General features: G+C 60.4%; 22 protein-coding genes. 12 read left to right on the plus strand and 10 right to left on the minus strand.

What is annotated here, in order from left to right; all coding sequences use genetic code 11:
• Positions 1-23: 23 nt before the first annotated feature.
• Complete coding sequence (locus ACQY1K_RS04525; RefSeq protein WP_062579607.1) at positions 24-911, plus strand: branched-chain amino acid aminotransferase; 888 nt, start codon at positions 24-26, stop codon at positions 909-911.
• A gap of 55 nt (positions 912-966) precedes the next feature.
• Here ACQY1K_RS04525 and ACQY1K_RS04530 read toward each other — a convergent pair whose 3' ends face one another.
• The 3 genes from ACQY1K_RS04530 to ACQY1K_RS04540 all read right to left on the minus strand — a co-directional run bounded on the left by ACQY1K_RS04530 (position 967) and on the right by ACQY1K_RS04540 (position 2935).
• Complete coding sequence (locus tag ACQY1K_RS04530; RefSeq protein ID WP_430258417.1) at positions 967-1596, minus strand: alpha/beta hydrolase; 630 nt, start codon at positions 1594-1596, stop codon at positions 967-969.
• A 168-nt stretch (positions 1597-1764) separates the two neighbouring features.
• On the minus strand, positions 1765-2496 hold the full coding sequence (locus ACQY1K_RS04535) for a sulfite exporter TauE/SafE family protein (protein ID WP_430258911.1): 732 nt from the start codon (positions 2494-2496) through the stop codon (positions 1765-1767).
• 115 nt (positions 2497-2611) lie between these two features.
• The gene (locus ACQY1K_RS04540) at positions 2612-2935 is read right to left on the minus strand and encodes a hypothetical protein (protein ID WP_192086857.1); all 324 of its coding nucleotides are present in this window, start codon (positions 2933-2935) and stop codon (positions 2612-2614) included.
• Positions 2936-3125: 190 nt separating this feature from the next.
• Between ACQY1K_RS04540 and ACQY1K_RS04545 the strand changes: the two genes are divergently transcribed.
• The 5 genes from ACQY1K_RS04545 (at position 3126) to ACQY1K_RS04565 (ending at position 6152) form a co-directional block, all read left to right on the plus strand.
• Entirely contained in the window at positions 3126-3728 is a 603-nt protein-coding gene (locus ACQY1K_RS04545; RefSeq protein WP_113111233.1) for a superoxide dismutase, read from the plus strand.
• 302 nt (positions 3729-4030) lie between these two features.
• Positions 4031-4468: a c-type cytochrome gene (locus ACQY1K_RS04550; protein ID WP_062579617.1), complete on the plus strand. Its 438-nt coding sequence runs from the start codon at positions 4031-4033 to the stop codon at positions 4466-4468.
• Positions 4469-4544: 76 nt separating this feature from the next.
• Positions 4545-5459, plus strand: a complete 915-nt coding sequence (locus ACQY1K_RS04555) for a c-type cytochrome (protein WP_430258418.1) — start codon at positions 4545-4547, stop codon at positions 5457-5459.
• Positions 5460-5520: 61 nt separating this feature from the next.
• Complete coding sequence (locus tag ACQY1K_RS04560) at positions 5521-5787, plus strand: AbrB/MazE/SpoVT family DNA-binding domain-containing protein (protein ID WP_092661629.1); 267 nt, start codon at positions 5521-5523, stop codon at positions 5785-5787.
• Positions 5784-6152, plus strand: a complete 369-nt coding sequence (locus ACQY1K_RS04565; RefSeq protein ID WP_113165201.1) for a type II toxin-antitoxin system PemK/MazF family toxin — start codon at positions 5784-5786, stop codon at positions 6150-6152. The genes ACQY1K_RS04560 and ACQY1K_RS04565 overlap by 4 nt, the downstream gene beginning before the upstream one ends.
• A 67-nt stretch (positions 6153-6219) precedes the next feature.
• On the opposite strand, the gene ACQY1K_RS04570 is transcribed toward ACQY1K_RS04565, so the two are convergent.
• Positions 6220-6801 (minus strand): GNAT family N-acetyltransferase, encoded by a 582-nt coding sequence (locus ACQY1K_RS04570; protein ID WP_082476155.1) that lies wholly within the window; start codon positions 6799-6801, stop codon positions 6220-6222.
• 182 nt (positions 6802-6983) lie between these two features.
• On the opposite strand from ACQY1K_RS04570, the gene ACQY1K_RS04575 reads away from it, so the two are divergent.
• Together ACQY1K_RS04575 and ACQY1K_RS04580 are read left to right on the plus strand one after the other, a co-directional pair.
• Positions 6984-7271 (plus strand): type II toxin-antitoxin system ParD family antitoxin, encoded by a 288-nt coding sequence (locus ACQY1K_RS04575; RefSeq protein ID WP_430258419.1) that lies wholly within the window; start codon positions 6984-6986, stop codon positions 7269-7271.
• A gap of 5 nt (positions 7272-7276) precedes the next feature.
• Positions 7277-7594 (plus strand): type II toxin-antitoxin system RelE/ParE family toxin, encoded by a 318-nt coding sequence (locus tag ACQY1K_RS04580; protein WP_062453497.1) that lies wholly within the window; start codon positions 7277-7279, stop codon positions 7592-7594.
• 4 nt (positions 7595-7598) lie between these two features.
• Here ACQY1K_RS04580 and ACQY1K_RS04585 read toward each other — a convergent pair whose 3' ends face one another.
• The 4 genes from ACQY1K_RS04585 to ACQY1K_RS04600 all read right to left on the minus strand — a co-directional run bounded on the left by ACQY1K_RS04585 (position 7599) and on the right by ACQY1K_RS04600 (position 11066).
• Entirely contained in the window at positions 7599-8015 is a 417-nt protein-coding gene (locus ACQY1K_RS04585) for a MerR family transcriptional regulator (protein ID WP_062453496.1), read from the minus strand.
• A 156-nt stretch (positions 8016-8171) separates the two neighbouring features.
• Entirely contained in the window at positions 8172-8447 is a 276-nt protein-coding gene (locus tag ACQY1K_RS04590) for a hypothetical protein (RefSeq protein WP_062579631.1), read from the minus strand.
• 298 nt (positions 8448-8745) lie between these two features.
• On the minus strand, positions 8746-10836 hold the full coding sequence (locus ACQY1K_RS04595; RefSeq protein ID WP_430258913.1) for a S9 family peptidase: 2091 nt from the start codon (positions 10834-10836) through the stop codon (positions 8746-8748).
• A gap of 98 nt (positions 10837-10934) precedes the next feature.
• Positions 10935-11066, minus strand: coding sequence for a hypothetical protein (locus tag ACQY1K_RS04600; protein ID WP_274604795.1), 132 nt, complete (start codon positions 11064-11066; stop codon positions 10935-10937).
• A 145-nt stretch (positions 11067-11211) separates the two neighbouring features.
• On the opposite strand from ACQY1K_RS04600, the gene ACQY1K_RS04605 reads away from it, so the two are divergent.
• Positions 11212-11619: a DUF930 domain-containing protein gene (locus ACQY1K_RS04605; RefSeq protein WP_082471859.1), complete on the plus strand. Its 408-nt coding sequence runs from the start codon at positions 11212-11214 to the stop codon at positions 11617-11619.
• A 23-nt stretch (positions 11620-11642) separates the two neighbouring features.
• Here ACQY1K_RS04605 and ACQY1K_RS04610 read toward each other — a convergent pair whose 3' ends face one another.
• Together ACQY1K_RS04610 and ACQY1K_RS04615 are read right to left on the minus strand one after the other, a co-directional pair.
• Positions 11643-12815 (minus strand): AI-2E family transporter, encoded by a 1173-nt coding sequence (locus tag ACQY1K_RS04610; protein WP_062453493.1) that lies wholly within the window; start codon positions 12813-12815, stop codon positions 11643-11645.
• Positions 12816-12919: 104 nt separating this feature from the next.
• Complete coding sequence (locus tag ACQY1K_RS04615) at positions 12920-13783, minus strand: VOC family protein (RefSeq protein WP_430258420.1); 864 nt, start codon at positions 13781-13783, stop codon at positions 12920-12922.
• 321 nt (positions 13784-14104) lie between these two features.
• Between ACQY1K_RS04615 and trhA the strand changes: the two genes are divergently transcribed.
• The 3 genes from trhA (at position 14105) to ACQY1K_RS04630 (ending at position 15867) form a co-directional block, all read left to right on the plus strand.
• Entirely contained in the window at positions 14105-14770 is a 666-nt protein-coding gene (gene trhA / locus ACQY1K_RS04620) for a PAQR family membrane homeostasis protein TrhA (protein ID WP_062453491.1), read from the plus strand.
• Between the two features lie 89 nt (positions 14771-14859).
• On the plus strand, positions 14860-15360 hold the full coding sequence (locus ACQY1K_RS04625; RefSeq protein WP_062579636.1) for a GNAT family N-acetyltransferase: 501 nt from the start codon (positions 14860-14862) through the stop codon (positions 15358-15360).
• A 96-nt stretch (positions 15361-15456) separates the two neighbouring features.
• The gene (locus ACQY1K_RS04630) at positions 15457-15867 is read left to right on the plus strand and encodes a (R)-mandelonitrile lyase (protein ID WP_325261427.1); all 411 of its coding nucleotides are present in this window, start codon (positions 15457-15459) and stop codon (positions 15865-15867) included.
• The last annotated feature ends 12 nt before the right edge of the window (positions 15868-15879 follow it).

Consider the following 15879-nt stretch of genomic DNA (forward strand, 5'->3'; position numbering starts at 1 on the left):
TTGAAGACCCGAAGGAGAATATCATGGCCGTCGACACATCCCCTCGCTCCACCACCTGGACTTACGTGGATGGTGAGTGGGTGGAAGGAAATCCGAAGCTGATCGGACCCACCTCGCACGCCATGTGGCTGGGCACGACTGTGTTCGACGGCGCCCGCTGGTTCGACGGCATCTCTCCGGATCTCAACATGCACTGCCAGCGCGTCAACCGCTCGGCCATCAATATGGGCATGAAGCCGGTCATGGCCGCAGAAGAGATCGAGCGGCTGGCGCTGGAAGGCGTCAAGAAGTTCGACGGCAAGACGGCGATCTACATCAAGCCGATGTACTGGGCCGAACACGGTCTTCCCACCAGCGTCGTCGCCGCCGATCCGGAATCGACCCGCTTTGCGCTCTGCCTGTTCGAAGCTCCGATGCACACGGCAAAGGCTTCGTCGCTGACCGTATCGCCGTTCCGCCGCCCGAGCGCCGAAGTCGCCATGACGGCCGCCAAGACCGGTAGCCTTTATCCCAACAGCGGCCGCATGATCGTCGAGGCGCAGAGCCGCGGCTTCGACAATGCGCTCGCGCTCGACATGAACGGCAATGTCGCCGAAACCGCATCCTCGAACATCTTCATGGTTAAGGACGGCGTGGTCATGACGCCGATCGCCAACGGCACGTTCCTGGCCGGCATCACCCGCTCGCGCGTGCTGACCCTGTTGCGCGGCGCCGGCTTCGACGTGCGCGAAGTCACGCTGACTGCTGCCGATTTCGCCAATGCCGACGAAATCTTCACGTCCGGCAACTATTCCAAAATCGCCCCGGTGAACCGGTTCGAGGACCGCTCCCTGCAGGAAGGTCCTGTCGCCCGCAAGGCGCTCGAACTCTATATGGACTGGGCACGCTCGACCAAGGGCGAAGACGTCTGATTGACGAGGGACGGCACCCGGTCCGGGCGCCGTCCCTCAACCTTGTTCTGCCGCGTTAAAGCGCTTCGTATCCAAACACTTTCGCCAGAAATTCCACGGCGCGGCCAGCACCGGCGCCGGAAATCGTGTGACCGAGCCCGGGCTCGATCGATGTCTCCACGTCGAAACCATGCTTTGCCAACGTGTCGGCCGCCTGTTCGCTTTCCCATGACGGGATGACGTCGTCGGCAGTGCCATGCACCAGAAACACCGGCATCTTCGTGGAGGGCGACAGCGGCTCGGGCGAAGACAGCCGGCCGGAAAAACCGACCACCGCACCCACGCCAAACCGTCCGTTTGCGATCGCGTCGAGCGCCATGATCGTCCCTTGCGAGAAACCCACCAGCGCCACGCGATCAAGCCTCTCGGCAAAGCCGTTGTCCGCGATGATACCGTTGATCAAGGCATCGAACCCCGGCCGTGCCGCCGCAATCCGCGCGCCGCGATTTTCCGGCGTGACGCCCGCAACACTGAACCACTGGTACCCGGCACCAAAGCTTGAAGGCTCCGGCGCATCGGGCGAAACGAAGACGGCATCGCCAAACGTCCCCGCCCATTCCTCCCCAAGCGGCGCCAGATTGTCGCCACTGGAGCCGACGCCGTGCAAGAGGATGACGAGAAGGTTCGGGCTGTTCGTTTCGGCCATGGAAGACATACCTTTGCAGATGAGGATCAGACGTCGGAGAACACTCCGCTACGGCCCCCGGAGGAAACCGCGATACCCGTTATCTAGCGCGCCAATCGCCAAAGGGACAGGTGCAGGGCAGCGGATGTGGGATGTTGCGATGGGCTGGAAGGTTAGAGAGCATCGCCCTCAGATGATCCGCACCGCAGCTGTCCCGATGATGATCAGGGAGACGGCGACCATCAGCGGTTTGGTCGGCAGTCGCTTGACGATCAGCGCTCCGAACGGGGCCGCCAGCACGCCGCCGAGGATGAGGCCGAGCGCCGACGACAGTTCTGACCAGCCGAGCGTGGCGATGAAGGTCGCCGAGATCACCGTCGTTACCGCAAATTCGGTGAGGTTCGTGGAGCCGATCACCTTCTTTGGTTCATGGCCGCGGCCGAGAAGCGAACTGGTGACGATCGGCCCCCATCCGCCGCCGCCCATGGCATCGAGCACGCCGCCCGCGCCGCCCACATAGGGCACGATCCGGTCATGCATGTTGCGCCTGAAGGCCGGGCGGAAGGCCTTGTAGAGAATGTAACATCCGACCAGCATCAGATAGACCGAGACGAACGGCTCGATCGCCTTGCCATCGATACTGGACAGAAGATAGGCGCCGATCGCGCCGCCAGCCATGCCGGCCGGCGCCAGCCGTTTGACCAGCCGCCAGTCGACGTTGCGATGGTAGAGATGCGAGGCGCCGGATGCAGCCGTCGTGAAACACTCGGTCACATGCGTCATGGCGCTGGCGACTGCCGGCGGCACGCCGAAAGCAAGCAGACTAGTGGTGGTGAGAACGCCGAAAGCCATGCCGAGCGCGCCATCGATGATCTGCGCGAAAAAGCCGATTGCCACGAAGATCACGAAATCGGACGTCAGAAAGTCGAAGGTCAAGAAATCAAACACGGCAGCCCTCCCGGCAGTGTTTCATGCCCGGAAAAGTCTGCCGTGGTGGAAAAGTTCCCAAACGCTGCCGCCCGCGCGGTCGCGGATGTTACTTGCCAGGTTTTGCCCTCAGCATGTCGGCGGAGATCTCGCCACCCACTTCGGCCTTTTTGGTCTTCTTGTCGTAGGCGCAGATCGTGCTGATCCTGACCTTGGCGCCTTTGGCTTTGCCGGTGACGACCGCAAGCCCATAGGACTGGCTTCCGAACGGATCGACCACGGCCCTTCCGTTCTCGATCAGGTCTTTCGAAGCCGCCACGCAGGCCTTGCCGACGTCAGCCTGAAACGTCGTCCACGCATCGTCGGAAGCGGCCTGGGCCGTCACGGCGCCGGTTGCGCAAACGAGGAGGATCGGTGCCACAAAGTTTTTCATCGTCAATTTTCTCCGGTTTCTGCATTCGGTGCGAAAGCGATTGATTCCTCTCGCTAATGCTTGGAAAATTCAGCAATTTCTTGTCGATTGAGCGGTTGTTTTTGGAAGGTTCACCGTTGCCTCTTCCCCATCGCGCTCCTATGTTCCAGCAAGACCTTCACCCACGGTGTTTGCCAAAAGGAGTATACCAATGGCTTTCGAACTTCCCGAACTTCCATACGATTACGAAGCCCTTGCACCCTTCATGTCGAAGGAAACACTGGAATACCACCACGACAAGCACCACAAGGCCTATGTTGACAACGGCAACAAGCTTGCTGCCGAAGCCGGCATGGCCGAGCTGTCGGTCGAGGACGTCGTCAAGAAGTCCTTCGGCACCAACCAGGGCCTCTTCAACAATGCTGCCCAGCATTACAACCACGTCCATTTCTGGAAGTGGATGAAGAAGGACGGCGGCGGAAACAAGCTGCCGGGCAAGCTCGAAACCGCGATCGCATCTGATCTTGGCGGCTACGACAAGTTCAAGGCTGATTTCATTGCAGCCGGCACCACGCAGTTCGGCTCCGGCTGGGCCTGGCTTTCGGTCAAGGATGGCAAGCTCGTCATCTCCAAGACCCCGAACGGCGAAAACCCGCTGGTCCACGGCGCAGAGCCGATCCTCGGCGTCGACGTCTGGGAACATTCCTATTACATCGACTACCGCAACGCCCGCCCGAAGTATCTCGAGGCTTTCGTCGATAGCCTGATCAACTGGGATTACGTGCTGGAACGCTACGAAGCCGCTTCCAAGTAAGCTCAATCAATTGCTGATTTGCCAGACACCCGGTGCCGCAAGGCGCCGGGTGTTTGCATTTCCGATCAACCGATGTCTGATCAAGCCTGGCTATCGTCAGGCGCCGCTGTCCGCCCACGCGCGGTCGAACTGAAGCGCTTGAAAAACATGACTTTGCATTGGGTTTGACGGCTTCTAGAATCGAGCGCTAAATTACGAAATCGTGACTTCTTTCGGTCATGTAAGCTTGCCATCATCATCACGCGAATGCGTTGATGATGTGAGACGCAGACATCACATCGTTTTAGGGATCGGAGCCGGAAATGAAATTCAGAACTATCGCCATGACGACCGCGGCACTCTGTCTCGGCTTCACCGCTGTCCTTGCGCAGGATGCGGTGGTCGAGAAGCGCGAACAGATGATGAAGCAGGTGGCCGCCTCCACGGCAGCCATGCGCAACATCGCCAAAGGCGACAAACCCTACGACGCCGATGCCATCAAGACAGCGCTGACCACGATCAGCACCAATATGAAGGCCTTCCCGGACCAGTTCCCTGTCGGATCCGAAGCCAATTCGGAAGCATCGCCGGCGATCTGGAAGAACGAAGCCGATTTCCGCGCCAAAGCGAACAAGCTCGCCTCCGATGCCGACATGATCCTCGCTTCGATGCCGACGGATGCCGCAGGCGTCCAGAAGGCTGTTGGGACGCTCGGCGCCAATTGCGGCTCCTGCCACGAGACCTACCGCCTGAAGAAGTAGCGCACGCCTGCATGCTTGAACGGCTGTCGCAAAGGCAGCCGTTCCGTTGCGCATCAATGTCGGAGGAAAGTTGGCGATGGCCGCAAGATGGGCAAAAGTGTTGGGCATCGGCGTGGTCATTATCGCCGCCGGTGCCGTTGCCGGCTGGGCACTGACAAAGCCGCAGCCGCATGAGGCAGGCTACTGGTCGAGCGTCGGTCAGCCCGATCTTGCCAAGGGCGAACAATTGTTCTGGGCGGGCGGCTGTGCCGGTTGTCATGCAGCTGAAGGTGCCGAAGGCGACGCCGCAAAGATCCTGTCCGGCGGACTGGCGCTGAAAAGCCCGTTCGGCACCTTCCACGTCCCCAATATCTCGCCCGATCCCAAAGCCGGCATTGGTTCCTGGACGCTTGCCCAATTCGGCGATGCGATGACGAGAGGCGTCGGCCCGAACGGCGAGCATCTCTACCCGTCCTTTCCCTACGGCTCCTACGCGCGCCTGTCGGCAGCCGACGTCAACGACCTCTACGGCTACATGAAGACGCTTCCGCCGAGCAGCAATGTCGCGCCGTCGCACGAACTGGGCTTTCCGTTCAACCAGCGCATCGCGGTCGGCGGCTGGAAACTCCTCTATTTCGACGACGGCCCCCGCGTCGAACTCGCTTCCGCCGATGATCAGGTCAAACGCGGCCAGTTCCTGGTCGAAGGTCCCGGCCATTGCGGCGAGTGCCATACGCCCCGCAACGCGCTCGGTGGCTTCGAAAAAGGACAGTGGCTGGCCGGCGGCCCCAACCCGGAAGGGCAGGGCAGCATTCCCAACATCACCCCCGGCTCCAAGGACATCGGCGCCTGGAGCGAAGACGAGATCACCGAATACCTCTCGACCGGCTTCACCCCCGATTTCGACAGCGTCGGCGGATCCATGGTCGAGGTGCAAAAGAACATCGCGCACCTGCCGAAAAGCGACCTGCAGGCCATCGCCGCCTATCTGAAGGCGGTGCCGGCAAGGTAAGGCTGGCGTGCTTGCCGCACGACGTTGTTGTGCTATATTTATAGCACATACGAGGTGAGACATGACCATCATTACCAAGATCAGGCGGCAGGGCGGGGCAGCCGTCGTGACAATTCCGCCTGCCATTCTCAAGACGATGGAACTGCAGGTCGGCGATCAGCTGTCGCTGGAAATGCACGACGGTGAACTCGTCGTAAAGCCGATCAGAAAGACCCAGCGGCGCTATAAGCTTAGCGAGTTGCTCGAAGGCGGCGAGGTCGTCTCCAGCCTGAATGCGGACATGGCCTGGGTGATGGAGGGAGACCCCGTCGGGCACGAAATTTCATGATGGTCCGCAGCAACGTCCCCAATCGCGGCGATGTTTTCTGGATCGATCCCAACCCTGTCGCGGGCCGGGAGATGAAGAACAGGCATCGGTTCGTCGTGATCACCCCGCGGGCGATCAACGCATTGGGAGTCAGCATGACGGTGCCGATCACCACCGGTGGCGCCTTGACCCGGGACGTCGGTCTGGCCGTCGTTGTCACCGGCCACGATACGACGGGGATCGCCGTCTGTAATCAGGTTCGCAGCTTCGATATACCGGCCAGAATACTGGCCAAGACCGCGAAATACATCGAGACATTGGACGAGGCGACGATGGATGACATCGTCGCTCGAGTGGTCAGCGCGATCGATCCCGCGTCGGAATAACGTGGTTGCGCTGCACTGACAGTATGGTCTGTCCCGCTCATTCGGACGGTATTGCCGTGTCCCAGCCTCACACCAACGTCTGCATATACCGCATGCCCGTCACCGGGCGTGGCTTGAAATCCATCTGTTCGTAGAACTTGTGGGCGGCAAAGTTGCCGGTGGCGGCGCTGACCGAGAGATAGCCGCAGCCTGCATTGCGGGCCATGTCGCGGGCGCGCGAGACGAGATGCTGGCCGATGCCGTGGCCACGGTGACCGTCGCGCACGAACAGGTGGTGCAGGTCCATGCCGCGGCTTCCCTCCTGCGCGCGGTAGAGCGGCACGAGAATGGCGTAGCCGATCAGGGCGTCGCCCGCATCCGCAACCAGTGCGGTGATCCAGGGCAGGTCGCCGAACAGGTCGCGTTCCAGCATTTCGGGGGTAATGTCGGCCAGATCGTTGTGATGCGCGGCAAGGGCTGCGATCATCTCTTTCAACTGCGGCAGATCGTGGCGTTTGGCGGCGCGGATCGTCACCACGGCCGGGCGCGGCAGTGAGATCTCGCTGTCTTCGATCGAAATCGGGGGCATTCCGGCATTCCTTTTCGGTCTCGTCGTGCCGTCAGGTGCCCTTAGAAACAACCAAGCCGCCTGACGGCGGCTTGTTGACATGATGAACTGTCGAGCCGCCCTTTACAGGTAGGCCCAAAAATACGTTGCGGCGGTGGTGGTGCACGTAATCATCATGACAACTTTCTGCGCCGGAATAAAATGCTTGTCAAGCGGGTGTTGATGACTGTCTCGGTGGCGTGAGGAGTGCTACAGTCAGTGCTGTCTTGAAAGCGAGGGCCGTGATGAAGAACATCGCGTTGAGCAAGGACGCAGAGCGTTTCATCAGAAAACAGATCGAGTCCGGCCGCTTCGAGAATGCCGATGAGGTCATTGATGCCGGTCTCCAGATGCTTGAAAGCAACGAGCAGCCCTTGGAGAAATGGCTCCGGAATGAAATTCCGGGCCGGTATGACGAGCTGATCGAGGGCAGGGCAGAGGGCGTTTCGATTGACGATGCTTTCTCGCGTCTGGAAGACAGGCACCGCGCCCGCCTTGCCGCCGAAGCGAAATCTGCCGACGAAGGCCGATAAGGTCCATGGGGAACCGGTATGCGATCATCTTGCATCCGGAAGCCGAGCGTGAAGTTGCAGAGTTCTACGATTACGTCGCTGACCGTGCCGGCCCGACCGTCGCCTGGACCTATGTGACGAAACTGCGTGCTTTTCTCAATGGTCTCGCTGATTTTCCGGAGCGAGGAACAGTGCGCGAGAGCGAGGTCCCGGGCATCCGTATCATCGGCTATCGGCGCAGTGTCAGCATAGCCTTTGTCGTCCGCTCTTCCGAGGTGATCATCCTCGGTCTCTTCTTCAGTGGCCGTCTGGTGAGCGATGACATACTACGCAACCGCCTCTAACCCCTCAATGCTCCCCCTCGCAGAGCCCGTGATCCGAGAGTGAGCGGATCACATAGCAGTCCTTGATCGCGTGGTTGCCGTCGCAGTGGGACACGATGCGCTCGAGTTCCTCCTCGAGCTTCTTCAGCTTGGCGATCTTTTCGCGCACGCCGGAAAGATGCTCGGCTGCGATCCGGTCGATATCGCCGCAGGGCTGTTGCGGATGCGAACCGAGCGCGATCAGCTCACGGATCGCGGAAATGTCGAGGCCGAGATCGCGGGCGTGGCGGATGAAGGCCAGCCGGTCCAGATCGCTGCGCTCGTAGCGCCGCTGGTTCCCTTCAGATCGCGTGGCGGCGGCAAGCAGGCCCATCTGCTCGTAATAGCGGATGGTCGGCACCTTGACGCCGGTTCGTTTGGAAAGATCGCCGATCGATAGCATGGCAGGCTCAAACCTCTAATGTCTGGAGGTTGACATAGGACGCATTCACCACAGGGACAAGGATCAGCGTGTTGGCTTGAAGGGCGGCTTCAGGGAATGTTAACCCTGAACGGGGATTGTCACCGCGGTGACGGGCCATGATCGATCAGACGTTGATCAGGAGAATTCCTGGTAGATGTCCTGAACCCAGGCCTGCTGCACGGGAGCGGTCGCGCCGCTTGTGGCAAAGGTCGAAGCGCTGTCGTCGCCGGCATCGAGGGCCCACAGGGCGCTCACCAGCGAGCTTGCAAACAGTGTGCTGCTGCCGGTCAGCGAACCGCTGGAACGGGTAGACGCAGGTGTGTCGCGCTGCTGGGTTTCGTCCTGCTTGCGATCGATGTCGACCGCCCGCTGGGGGTAGTTGTAGCCGCTGAGGCCACTATCGATCTTCATGGCACCGCCTCGATCTCGCTTGGGTTAAGCAAGAGTTAACGCCTGAAGCTTGTGCGAAGCTTGCGCCGGGAGATTTCCGGCCGGTTTTGGGGCTTGACAGCGCGCATGGGACTTATTCGCGCCGCCGCGATTTCTGTCGAAAAATCAGCGATCTGACGGGAAAACCGAACGCCGCCAGGGCATATGCGCGTTTCCGCATATCCAAAACGATTTTTCCCACAAAAAAAGCCGCAGCACCCGATAGAGGCACTGCGGCGATTGTCATTCGAGGTGACCGATTCTGCGGCGATCCGCCCGGTCAGGCTTTCCCGGCCACCTTGATCGCGAATGCATATTCGAAGGCGATCTCTTCCAGACGCTGGAAACGCCCCGACTTTCCGCCATGGCCGGCAGCCATGTTGGTCTTGAGCAGGATCGGTGCCGAGCCGGTCGAGAATTCGCGAAGCTTCGCCACCCACTTGGTCGGTTCCCAGTAGGTCACGCGTGGATCGGTGAGGCCGGAAATCGCAAGGATCGGCGGATAGGGTTTTGCACCCACGTTGTCATAAGGCGAGTAGGCGGCGATCCACTGGTACTCTTCCAGGCTCTCGATCGGGTTGCCCCATTCCGGCCATTCCGGCGGCGTCAGCGGCAGCGTATCGTCGAGCATGGTGTTGAGCACATCGACGAACGGAACGGCCGCGATGATGCCCGCGAACTTTTCCGGCGCCATGTTGGCGATAGCCCCCATCAGCATGCCGCCGGCCGAACCTCCCTCGGCAATGATGTTCTCATAGGACGTGAAGCCCTCGGCCACGAGGTGGTCGGCAGCGGCGATGAAATCCTTGAACGTGTTTTCCTTGGCTTCCATCTTGCCGTCTTCGTACCAGGCAAACCCCTTGTCCTTGCCGCCACGGATATGGGCGATGGCATAGATGAAGCCGCGATCTGCCAGAGACAGGTTGTTGGTGGAGAACGATGCGGGAATGGTCATCCCATAGGCACCGTAGCCGTAGAGAAGGCAAGGCGCGGTGCCGTCGAGCGGCGTGTCCTTGCGGTAGAGCAGCGACACGGGCACCAGCTCGCCGTCATGGGACGGGGCCATCACGCGGCGGGTCACGTAATCTGCGGCATTGTGGCCGGAGGGGATCTCCTGCGTCTTCAAAAGCGTGCGCGTCCGTGTGACCATGTCATAGTCGTAGAGCTGCGTCGGCGTCGTCATCGACGAATAGGAAAAGCGGATGACGGTGCTGTCATATTCCGCAGCGCCCGAAAGCCCCAGCGAATAGGCTTCCTCGGCAAAGGCGATCGAATGTTCCTCGCCGGTCCGGCGGTCGCGGATGATGATCTCCGGCAGACCCTGGTTGCGCTGCAGCCAGATCAGGTGCTGCTCATAGGCCATGTGCGAAATGATCAGCCGGCCGGGCTCGTGCGGTACGATCTCTTTCCAGTTCTCCTTGCCCGGTGCCGCAAACGGCGCCTCGACGATCTTGAAGTCCTTGGCATCGCCGTCATTGGTGAGGATATAAAAGACATCGCCGCCTTCGGTCATCGAATACTCGATGCCCTCTTCGCGCGCCGCCACCAGCTTTGGTTCCGCGGTGAGGTCGGAGGTCGGGATGAGGCGGTATTCCGAGGTTTCGTGGTCGTGGATATCGAGATAGATCACGTCGTCCAGCAGCGATCCGCCGACCCCCATGAAGAAGCCCGGATCCTTTTCCTCAAACACCAGCCGGTCGTCCGTCTGCGGCGTGCCGAGAATGTGGTGGAAGACCTTGGAGGGACGGTGGTTCTCGTCCTGCAGCGTATAGAAGAAGCTCTTGCCATCAGGCGCCCAGACGCCGCCGCCGGCAGTGTTTTCCAGCACGTCCGACATGTCCTCGCCGGTCGAAAGATCGCGCACCCGCAAGGTGAAATATTCCGAACCCTTGTCGTCGTAACCCCAGATGCCCTTGGAATGGTCCGTCGCATGGTCGATGCCGGCCAGACGGAAATAGTCCTTGCCCACCGCTTCCTTGTCGCCGTCGAGCAGGATCGTCTGATCGCCGCCGTCGCGCGGGGTGCGGAAATACTTTGGCTGCTCGCCGCCGGTCACGAACAGCGATCCGTAGGCAAACGGTCCGTCCTTCATCGGCACGGAGGAATCGTCTTCCTTGATGCGACCGCGCATTTCGGCAAACAGCGTCTTCTGCAACGCGGCCGTGTCGCCCATCGCCGCTTCCATATAGGCGTTCTCACCCTCCAGATGGGTGCGGATCTCTGGATCGAGGATCGACGGATCCTTGAACATCTGCTGCCAGTTGTCGGCCCGGAACCAGGCATAGTCGTCGGTGCGGGTAATGCCGTGACGGGTATCCGTCACCGGCTTCTTCGCCGCGACCGGAGGCGTCGGCAGATTTTCGAACGGCATTTTCGGGGAGGGGGCCAAGGAAGCACTCCGAAGTCATGAAAGGAGTGCCAGAGATAGGGGCGGCCGGACCGTGAGGCAAGCGGGCGAGCCGCGTGAGCCTACTTCTTCTCGCGCTCGCGGGACTTGGCGAGAGGTGTGAGGTCACGGTGCTGCTGCCAGAATATGAAGGCGACGACCAATGATAGCCCAATGCCACTCATCAGGAATACCATCGCCAGTTCGGCTGTCATCTGTTCAGTCCGCTTTGCATGACGCCGATTCCGGTCCCGACCACCTAAAGAATACGCGCCAGGATAATTCCCGCTCTGGTAGGTGGTCAACGACGAATCCGTCTTTTAGTTTCCGCCCCGTCCGAGTCACTTTGGATAGGATTCCATGACGATACTGCTGCCCGCCCGGGCATCCATGACAGGCGCTCTCTTGATTTGCGCCGCCTCCACCCTGCCTGCCCACGCGCTCGACGGCCGCATTGTTCGCCAGCTGAACGCCCTTGCACCGGAAGAAAGAGTCGAACAGCGCTGCGATCTCGAGGCGATGGATCGCCTGCGCAAGGAAGGCGATTTCCGCCCCGACAAGGTGATTGCCTACACGTTTTCAGACCCGGTCGGGAACGACAACGGCCTCAAGGCAACCGGCGCAGCGTTCCGCAGCGGCGGTGACTGGTTCAAGCTGAAATTCAAGTGCGAGACCAACGCTGAAGGGCTCAGCGTCACCGCCTTCGACTACAAGGTCGGATCGAAGATACCGCGTGAGGAATGGGACAAGTACTACCTTTACGACTGACGGGTCGCTGACATCGCCGGGCTTTAGCCCGGCAGATGCGGAACGGTCTTCTTTTCTGGAAACAGTTCCGACAGTACGGTCATCATGATCAGCGACAGGGGCAGCGCCAGCATGGCGCCAACGGCGCCCCACATCCATGTCCAGAACAGGATGGCGACGAACACGACAAAGGGATTGATCTCCCACTGCCGGCCCATGATCGCGGGGAAGATCAGGTTTTCCATCAGCAAGTGCACCGAGAAGAACACGATCGCGGGCAGCAGTCCAAGGAGAAGGGTGTCATGCGTGATGATGCCACCTGCTGCAACAGCGAGGGTCATGATCGTGATCCCGAGAAACGGGATGAAGCTCGACAGGAATGCGAACAGACCCCAGAGAAGCGGCATGCTGAGGCCGCCGAAATAGGCGATTGCGATCATCACGATGCCGAGACCGAGATAGAGCACGCTCGCAGTCGCAAAATAATAGCCGAGAACCTGATCGATTGCGTTCAGCACACGGATCGCAATCAGTCTCTGGTGACGCCGCGGGAAGGCGAGGATGAGGGTACGGCGAAGTCGGAGCCTGCCGTAGAGAAACAGAAGCAGCGCCGCAAAGAAGATCATGCCCTGCACGACGGCCGGCGTCAGATTGGCGGTAACGACGCTGAGGATGTTGCCGGAATTCTCCAACAGCGCCTGCATCGACATCGGCCCGGTTTCGAACGTGGCCGGCGAGATGTTCAGCCATTCCTGGCGCTGCAGAAATGGCATCATCCGGTCGATCATGCGTTGCAGAAAGCTCGGACCTTCCTGGATCATCATCGCAAACGGTTCGGCCAGCGCGTTGACGACCAGAAAGACCGCGGCGAACACAGCGCTGGAGAGGATGATCGCAATGCCGAATTTGGGTACGCCCAGGCGGCCAAGCTTATCCGCGACCAGACCGAGAATCAGTCCGACGACGACGGCAAGCGTGACAGGGATAAGCACCAGCGACATCATGTGGACGATGGCGAAGAAAACGATCGCAAAGATGCCGATCACGGCCCAGGCCTTGGCGACTTCCAGCGCCTCGCGCCCCAGCACGAGGCTCTCATCGGCGTCTTCGCTCTCCAGGCCGGAAATGACGGCATCCTTGCGATGCGCAGACCGGTTGGCGGCAAAGTCGATCAGCCGTTTTTTAGGATTGGCTGCGCGCGTGCTCGTCATGGCCATGAATTGTCTGATGTCCTCGTTGTCGCGATCAACGCAAAAACAGTGTTCCGGTTCCGGAATACTGCTCAGGTTTACGATCGCAACGATCAGGAATTCAGCGCGCGTTACGCAGCAAGCGTCAGGCCGATGCCCCACGGGTCTCTGAGAGCCCAGCCCTCGGCGGTTTTGGTTGTCGCGATTTCGTGCTTTTCCAGTGCGGAAAGCGCGTTCGCCAAGGCCGACTGATCGTTGAACTTCACGGTGTAATCGGAAAGCCCGGTCATGTTTTCAAGCCGGGTCGTGGCGCCGCGGCTGTTCCAAACGTTGGCAGCGATATGGTGATGATAGTCGCCAGTCGCGAAAAAGCTCGCACCGGGATACCGCGCCATGATCTTCAGGCCCAGCACGTCGCGGTAAAAGGCGTCCGCCTGCGGAATGTCGCCGACCTGAAGATGGATATGGCCAAGCGCCGTACCCTCAGCCATGCCTGTAAACGCTGCCTGAGGCGCGCTGTTATATAGCTCCTGAAGGTTCAGCCGGTCGGTCGCCATCGCCACGGTGCCGTCCTGATGGTAGGTCCATTCCGTGGGCGTGCGATCGCGGTAGATCTCGATGCCGTTGCCTTCGGGATCGGAAAGATAGAGCGCCTCGCTCACCAGATGATCCGATGCGCCTTCGAGCTGGATATTGTTATGCGCTGCATGGGCCAGCCATTGGGCAAGCTCAAGGCGGCCCGGCACCAGAAAGGCCGTGTGGAAGAGGCCGGCCGCATTGCGCGGCGCGCGGGCCACGTTGCCGCCCGTCGTCAGCGTCAGGAGCGGCACGCCGGCGACGCCCAGAACCTCGCCGCTCGGCGTCTTTTCAAGCACCGAAAGCCCGATGATTGTCTGGTAGAAACCGGAGACGCGAGCAAGATCGTTGACCACCAGATGCGCCCGCCCGACATGCAGCGGGCGGCTGAGTGCAAACGGCTGCTGCTGTTCTGTCATGATCTGTCCTCCAGCTTTCAACGGGATCGAAATGACGACGCGCCATGCGCAATCTTTCCACAGTTATGCGCGCCCTCGATCGTTCACGATAGTGAGCAGTTCGGCGATAGATTGTTCTCGATTTATTGACGCTCGGGCGGCCGCCTCTAGCCGTGCAGGCTTGATTGCCGCCGTTCCCACACCATCCGGAACCGGCTCGTGCGGCCACAGTTTTCGGCTCATGACCAAGAGTTGAAACCATCGGAAATTTATTGTGAATCGCGCAGTCTTGCCAAGCTTTCCGCTCGGCCCCATTCTTGGGACCGGTATGGAAGGTGGGTAATGAGCGATCTCTTCAAATTTGGCAGAAACTACGATTTTCACGAGATCGTCGCGGATGGGATTGTCCATGGCATCGGACTGGTCTTCGCCCTGATCGGCGCCACGGCCCTGATATTTTACGCCACCATGTGGTCGAGCCATGGCGAGATCGTTGCCGCCTGGATTTACGGGATCGGGCTGATCCTTTGCCTGTCGATCTCGTTTACCTACAACATATGGCCGCACTCGCCGACCAAGTGGCTGCTGCGGCGGTTCGACCATTCGGCGATCTTCATCCTGATCGCCGCCACCTATACGCCATTCCTCCAGCGCGGCGCCTCCGACCCTTGGATCTTCGGGATGCTGATCGCGATCTGGGCGACAGCGATTTTCGGCATTCTGATCAAATGCTTTTTCCCCGGCCGGTTCGACCGGCTCACCATCCTTCTCTATCTGGCCATGGGCTGGAGCGGGTTGATGGTTGCGGAACCTGTCTCGGCCTATCTGCCGCCGATTTCCGCATTGCTGATCGTTATCGGCGGCCTGATCTATTCGCTCGGCGTCATCTTCCACGTGTGGGAAAGACTGCGCTTCCAGAATGCCATCTGGCATTCCTTTGTCGTCGCGGCAGCTGCCGTCCACTATAGTGCAGTCATGACCTGCTTTAGCCTGTCGGCCAGTGCCTGACCGATCGAGTCCGCAAGACGCCCGCCCGCTTTACACGTTGCGGCCGTCTGATAAAGTGGACGGGCAATCACTATAATGGACGATAGCCAGTGCCCCCTTTGATCCGCGATGCCACCGAAGCCGACCTGCCTGCGATCCTCGAGATCTATAACGACGCCGTCGCCAATACGACGGCGATCTGGAACGAGACGCTGGTCGATCTCGCCAACCGTCGCGACTGGTTTGCGGCACGCCAGGCGAGAGGATTTCCGGTTCTGGTCGCCGACGAGGACGGGGTCGTCAAAGGCTACGCATCCTACGGCGACTGGCGCGCCTTCGAGGGCTTTCGTCATACGGTGGAACATTCCGTCTATGTGCACCGCGAGGCCCGCGGCGAGGGCATCGGCCGTCTTCTGATGCGCGAGCTGATCACCCGCGCCGCGTCGAATGGCATTCATGTGATGATCGCCTGCGTCGAAGCGGGCAACGCCGCCTCCATCCGTCTGCATGAAAGGCTCGGTTTCCGCCTGACCGGCACGTTTTCCGAAGTCGGCATCAAGTTCGGCCGCTGGCTCGATCTTGCCTGCATGGAGCTCAGGGTCGCGGGCTGACGTCCTTCGCTTTCTCATGGCACTTCCGTCCGAACGGCCTATATGCTGGCTGACATCGCATTCGCATCAATCGCATGACGACGAAGGATCTTTTCCATGGATATCAAGCGTGTTGGCTCGCAGGCCTCCAAGAAGCAGCCGGCAGAGTATTTCACCGGCACAGTCCGCCTCGATCCGCTGAATTCCGCACCGGCACCGGCCCGTGTCGTTGCAGCATCGGTCACGTTCGAACCCGGCGCCCGCACCAACTGGCACACCCATCCGCTCGGCCAGACGCTGGTTGTTACCTCGGGTTCCGGCCTCACCCAGACTTGGGGCGGCCCGGTCCAGGTAATCCGCGCCGGTGACGTCGTCTGGTTTCCGCCGGGCGAAAAGCACTGGCACGGCGCATCGTCGCAGACGGCCATGACCCATATTGCCATCGGGGAAGCGCTCGACGGCAAGACCGCCGACTGGATGGAGGCGGTCAGCGACGATCAATATGCGATTCCCCCGGAAACCGTCTGATCGTCATCTAAC

It is taken from the genome of Neorhizobium sp. IRS_2294, assembly GCF_050500145.1.
Classification (GTDB): domain Bacteria; phylum Pseudomonadota; class Alphaproteobacteria; order Rhizobiales; family Rhizobiaceae; genus Neorhizobium; species Neorhizobium soli.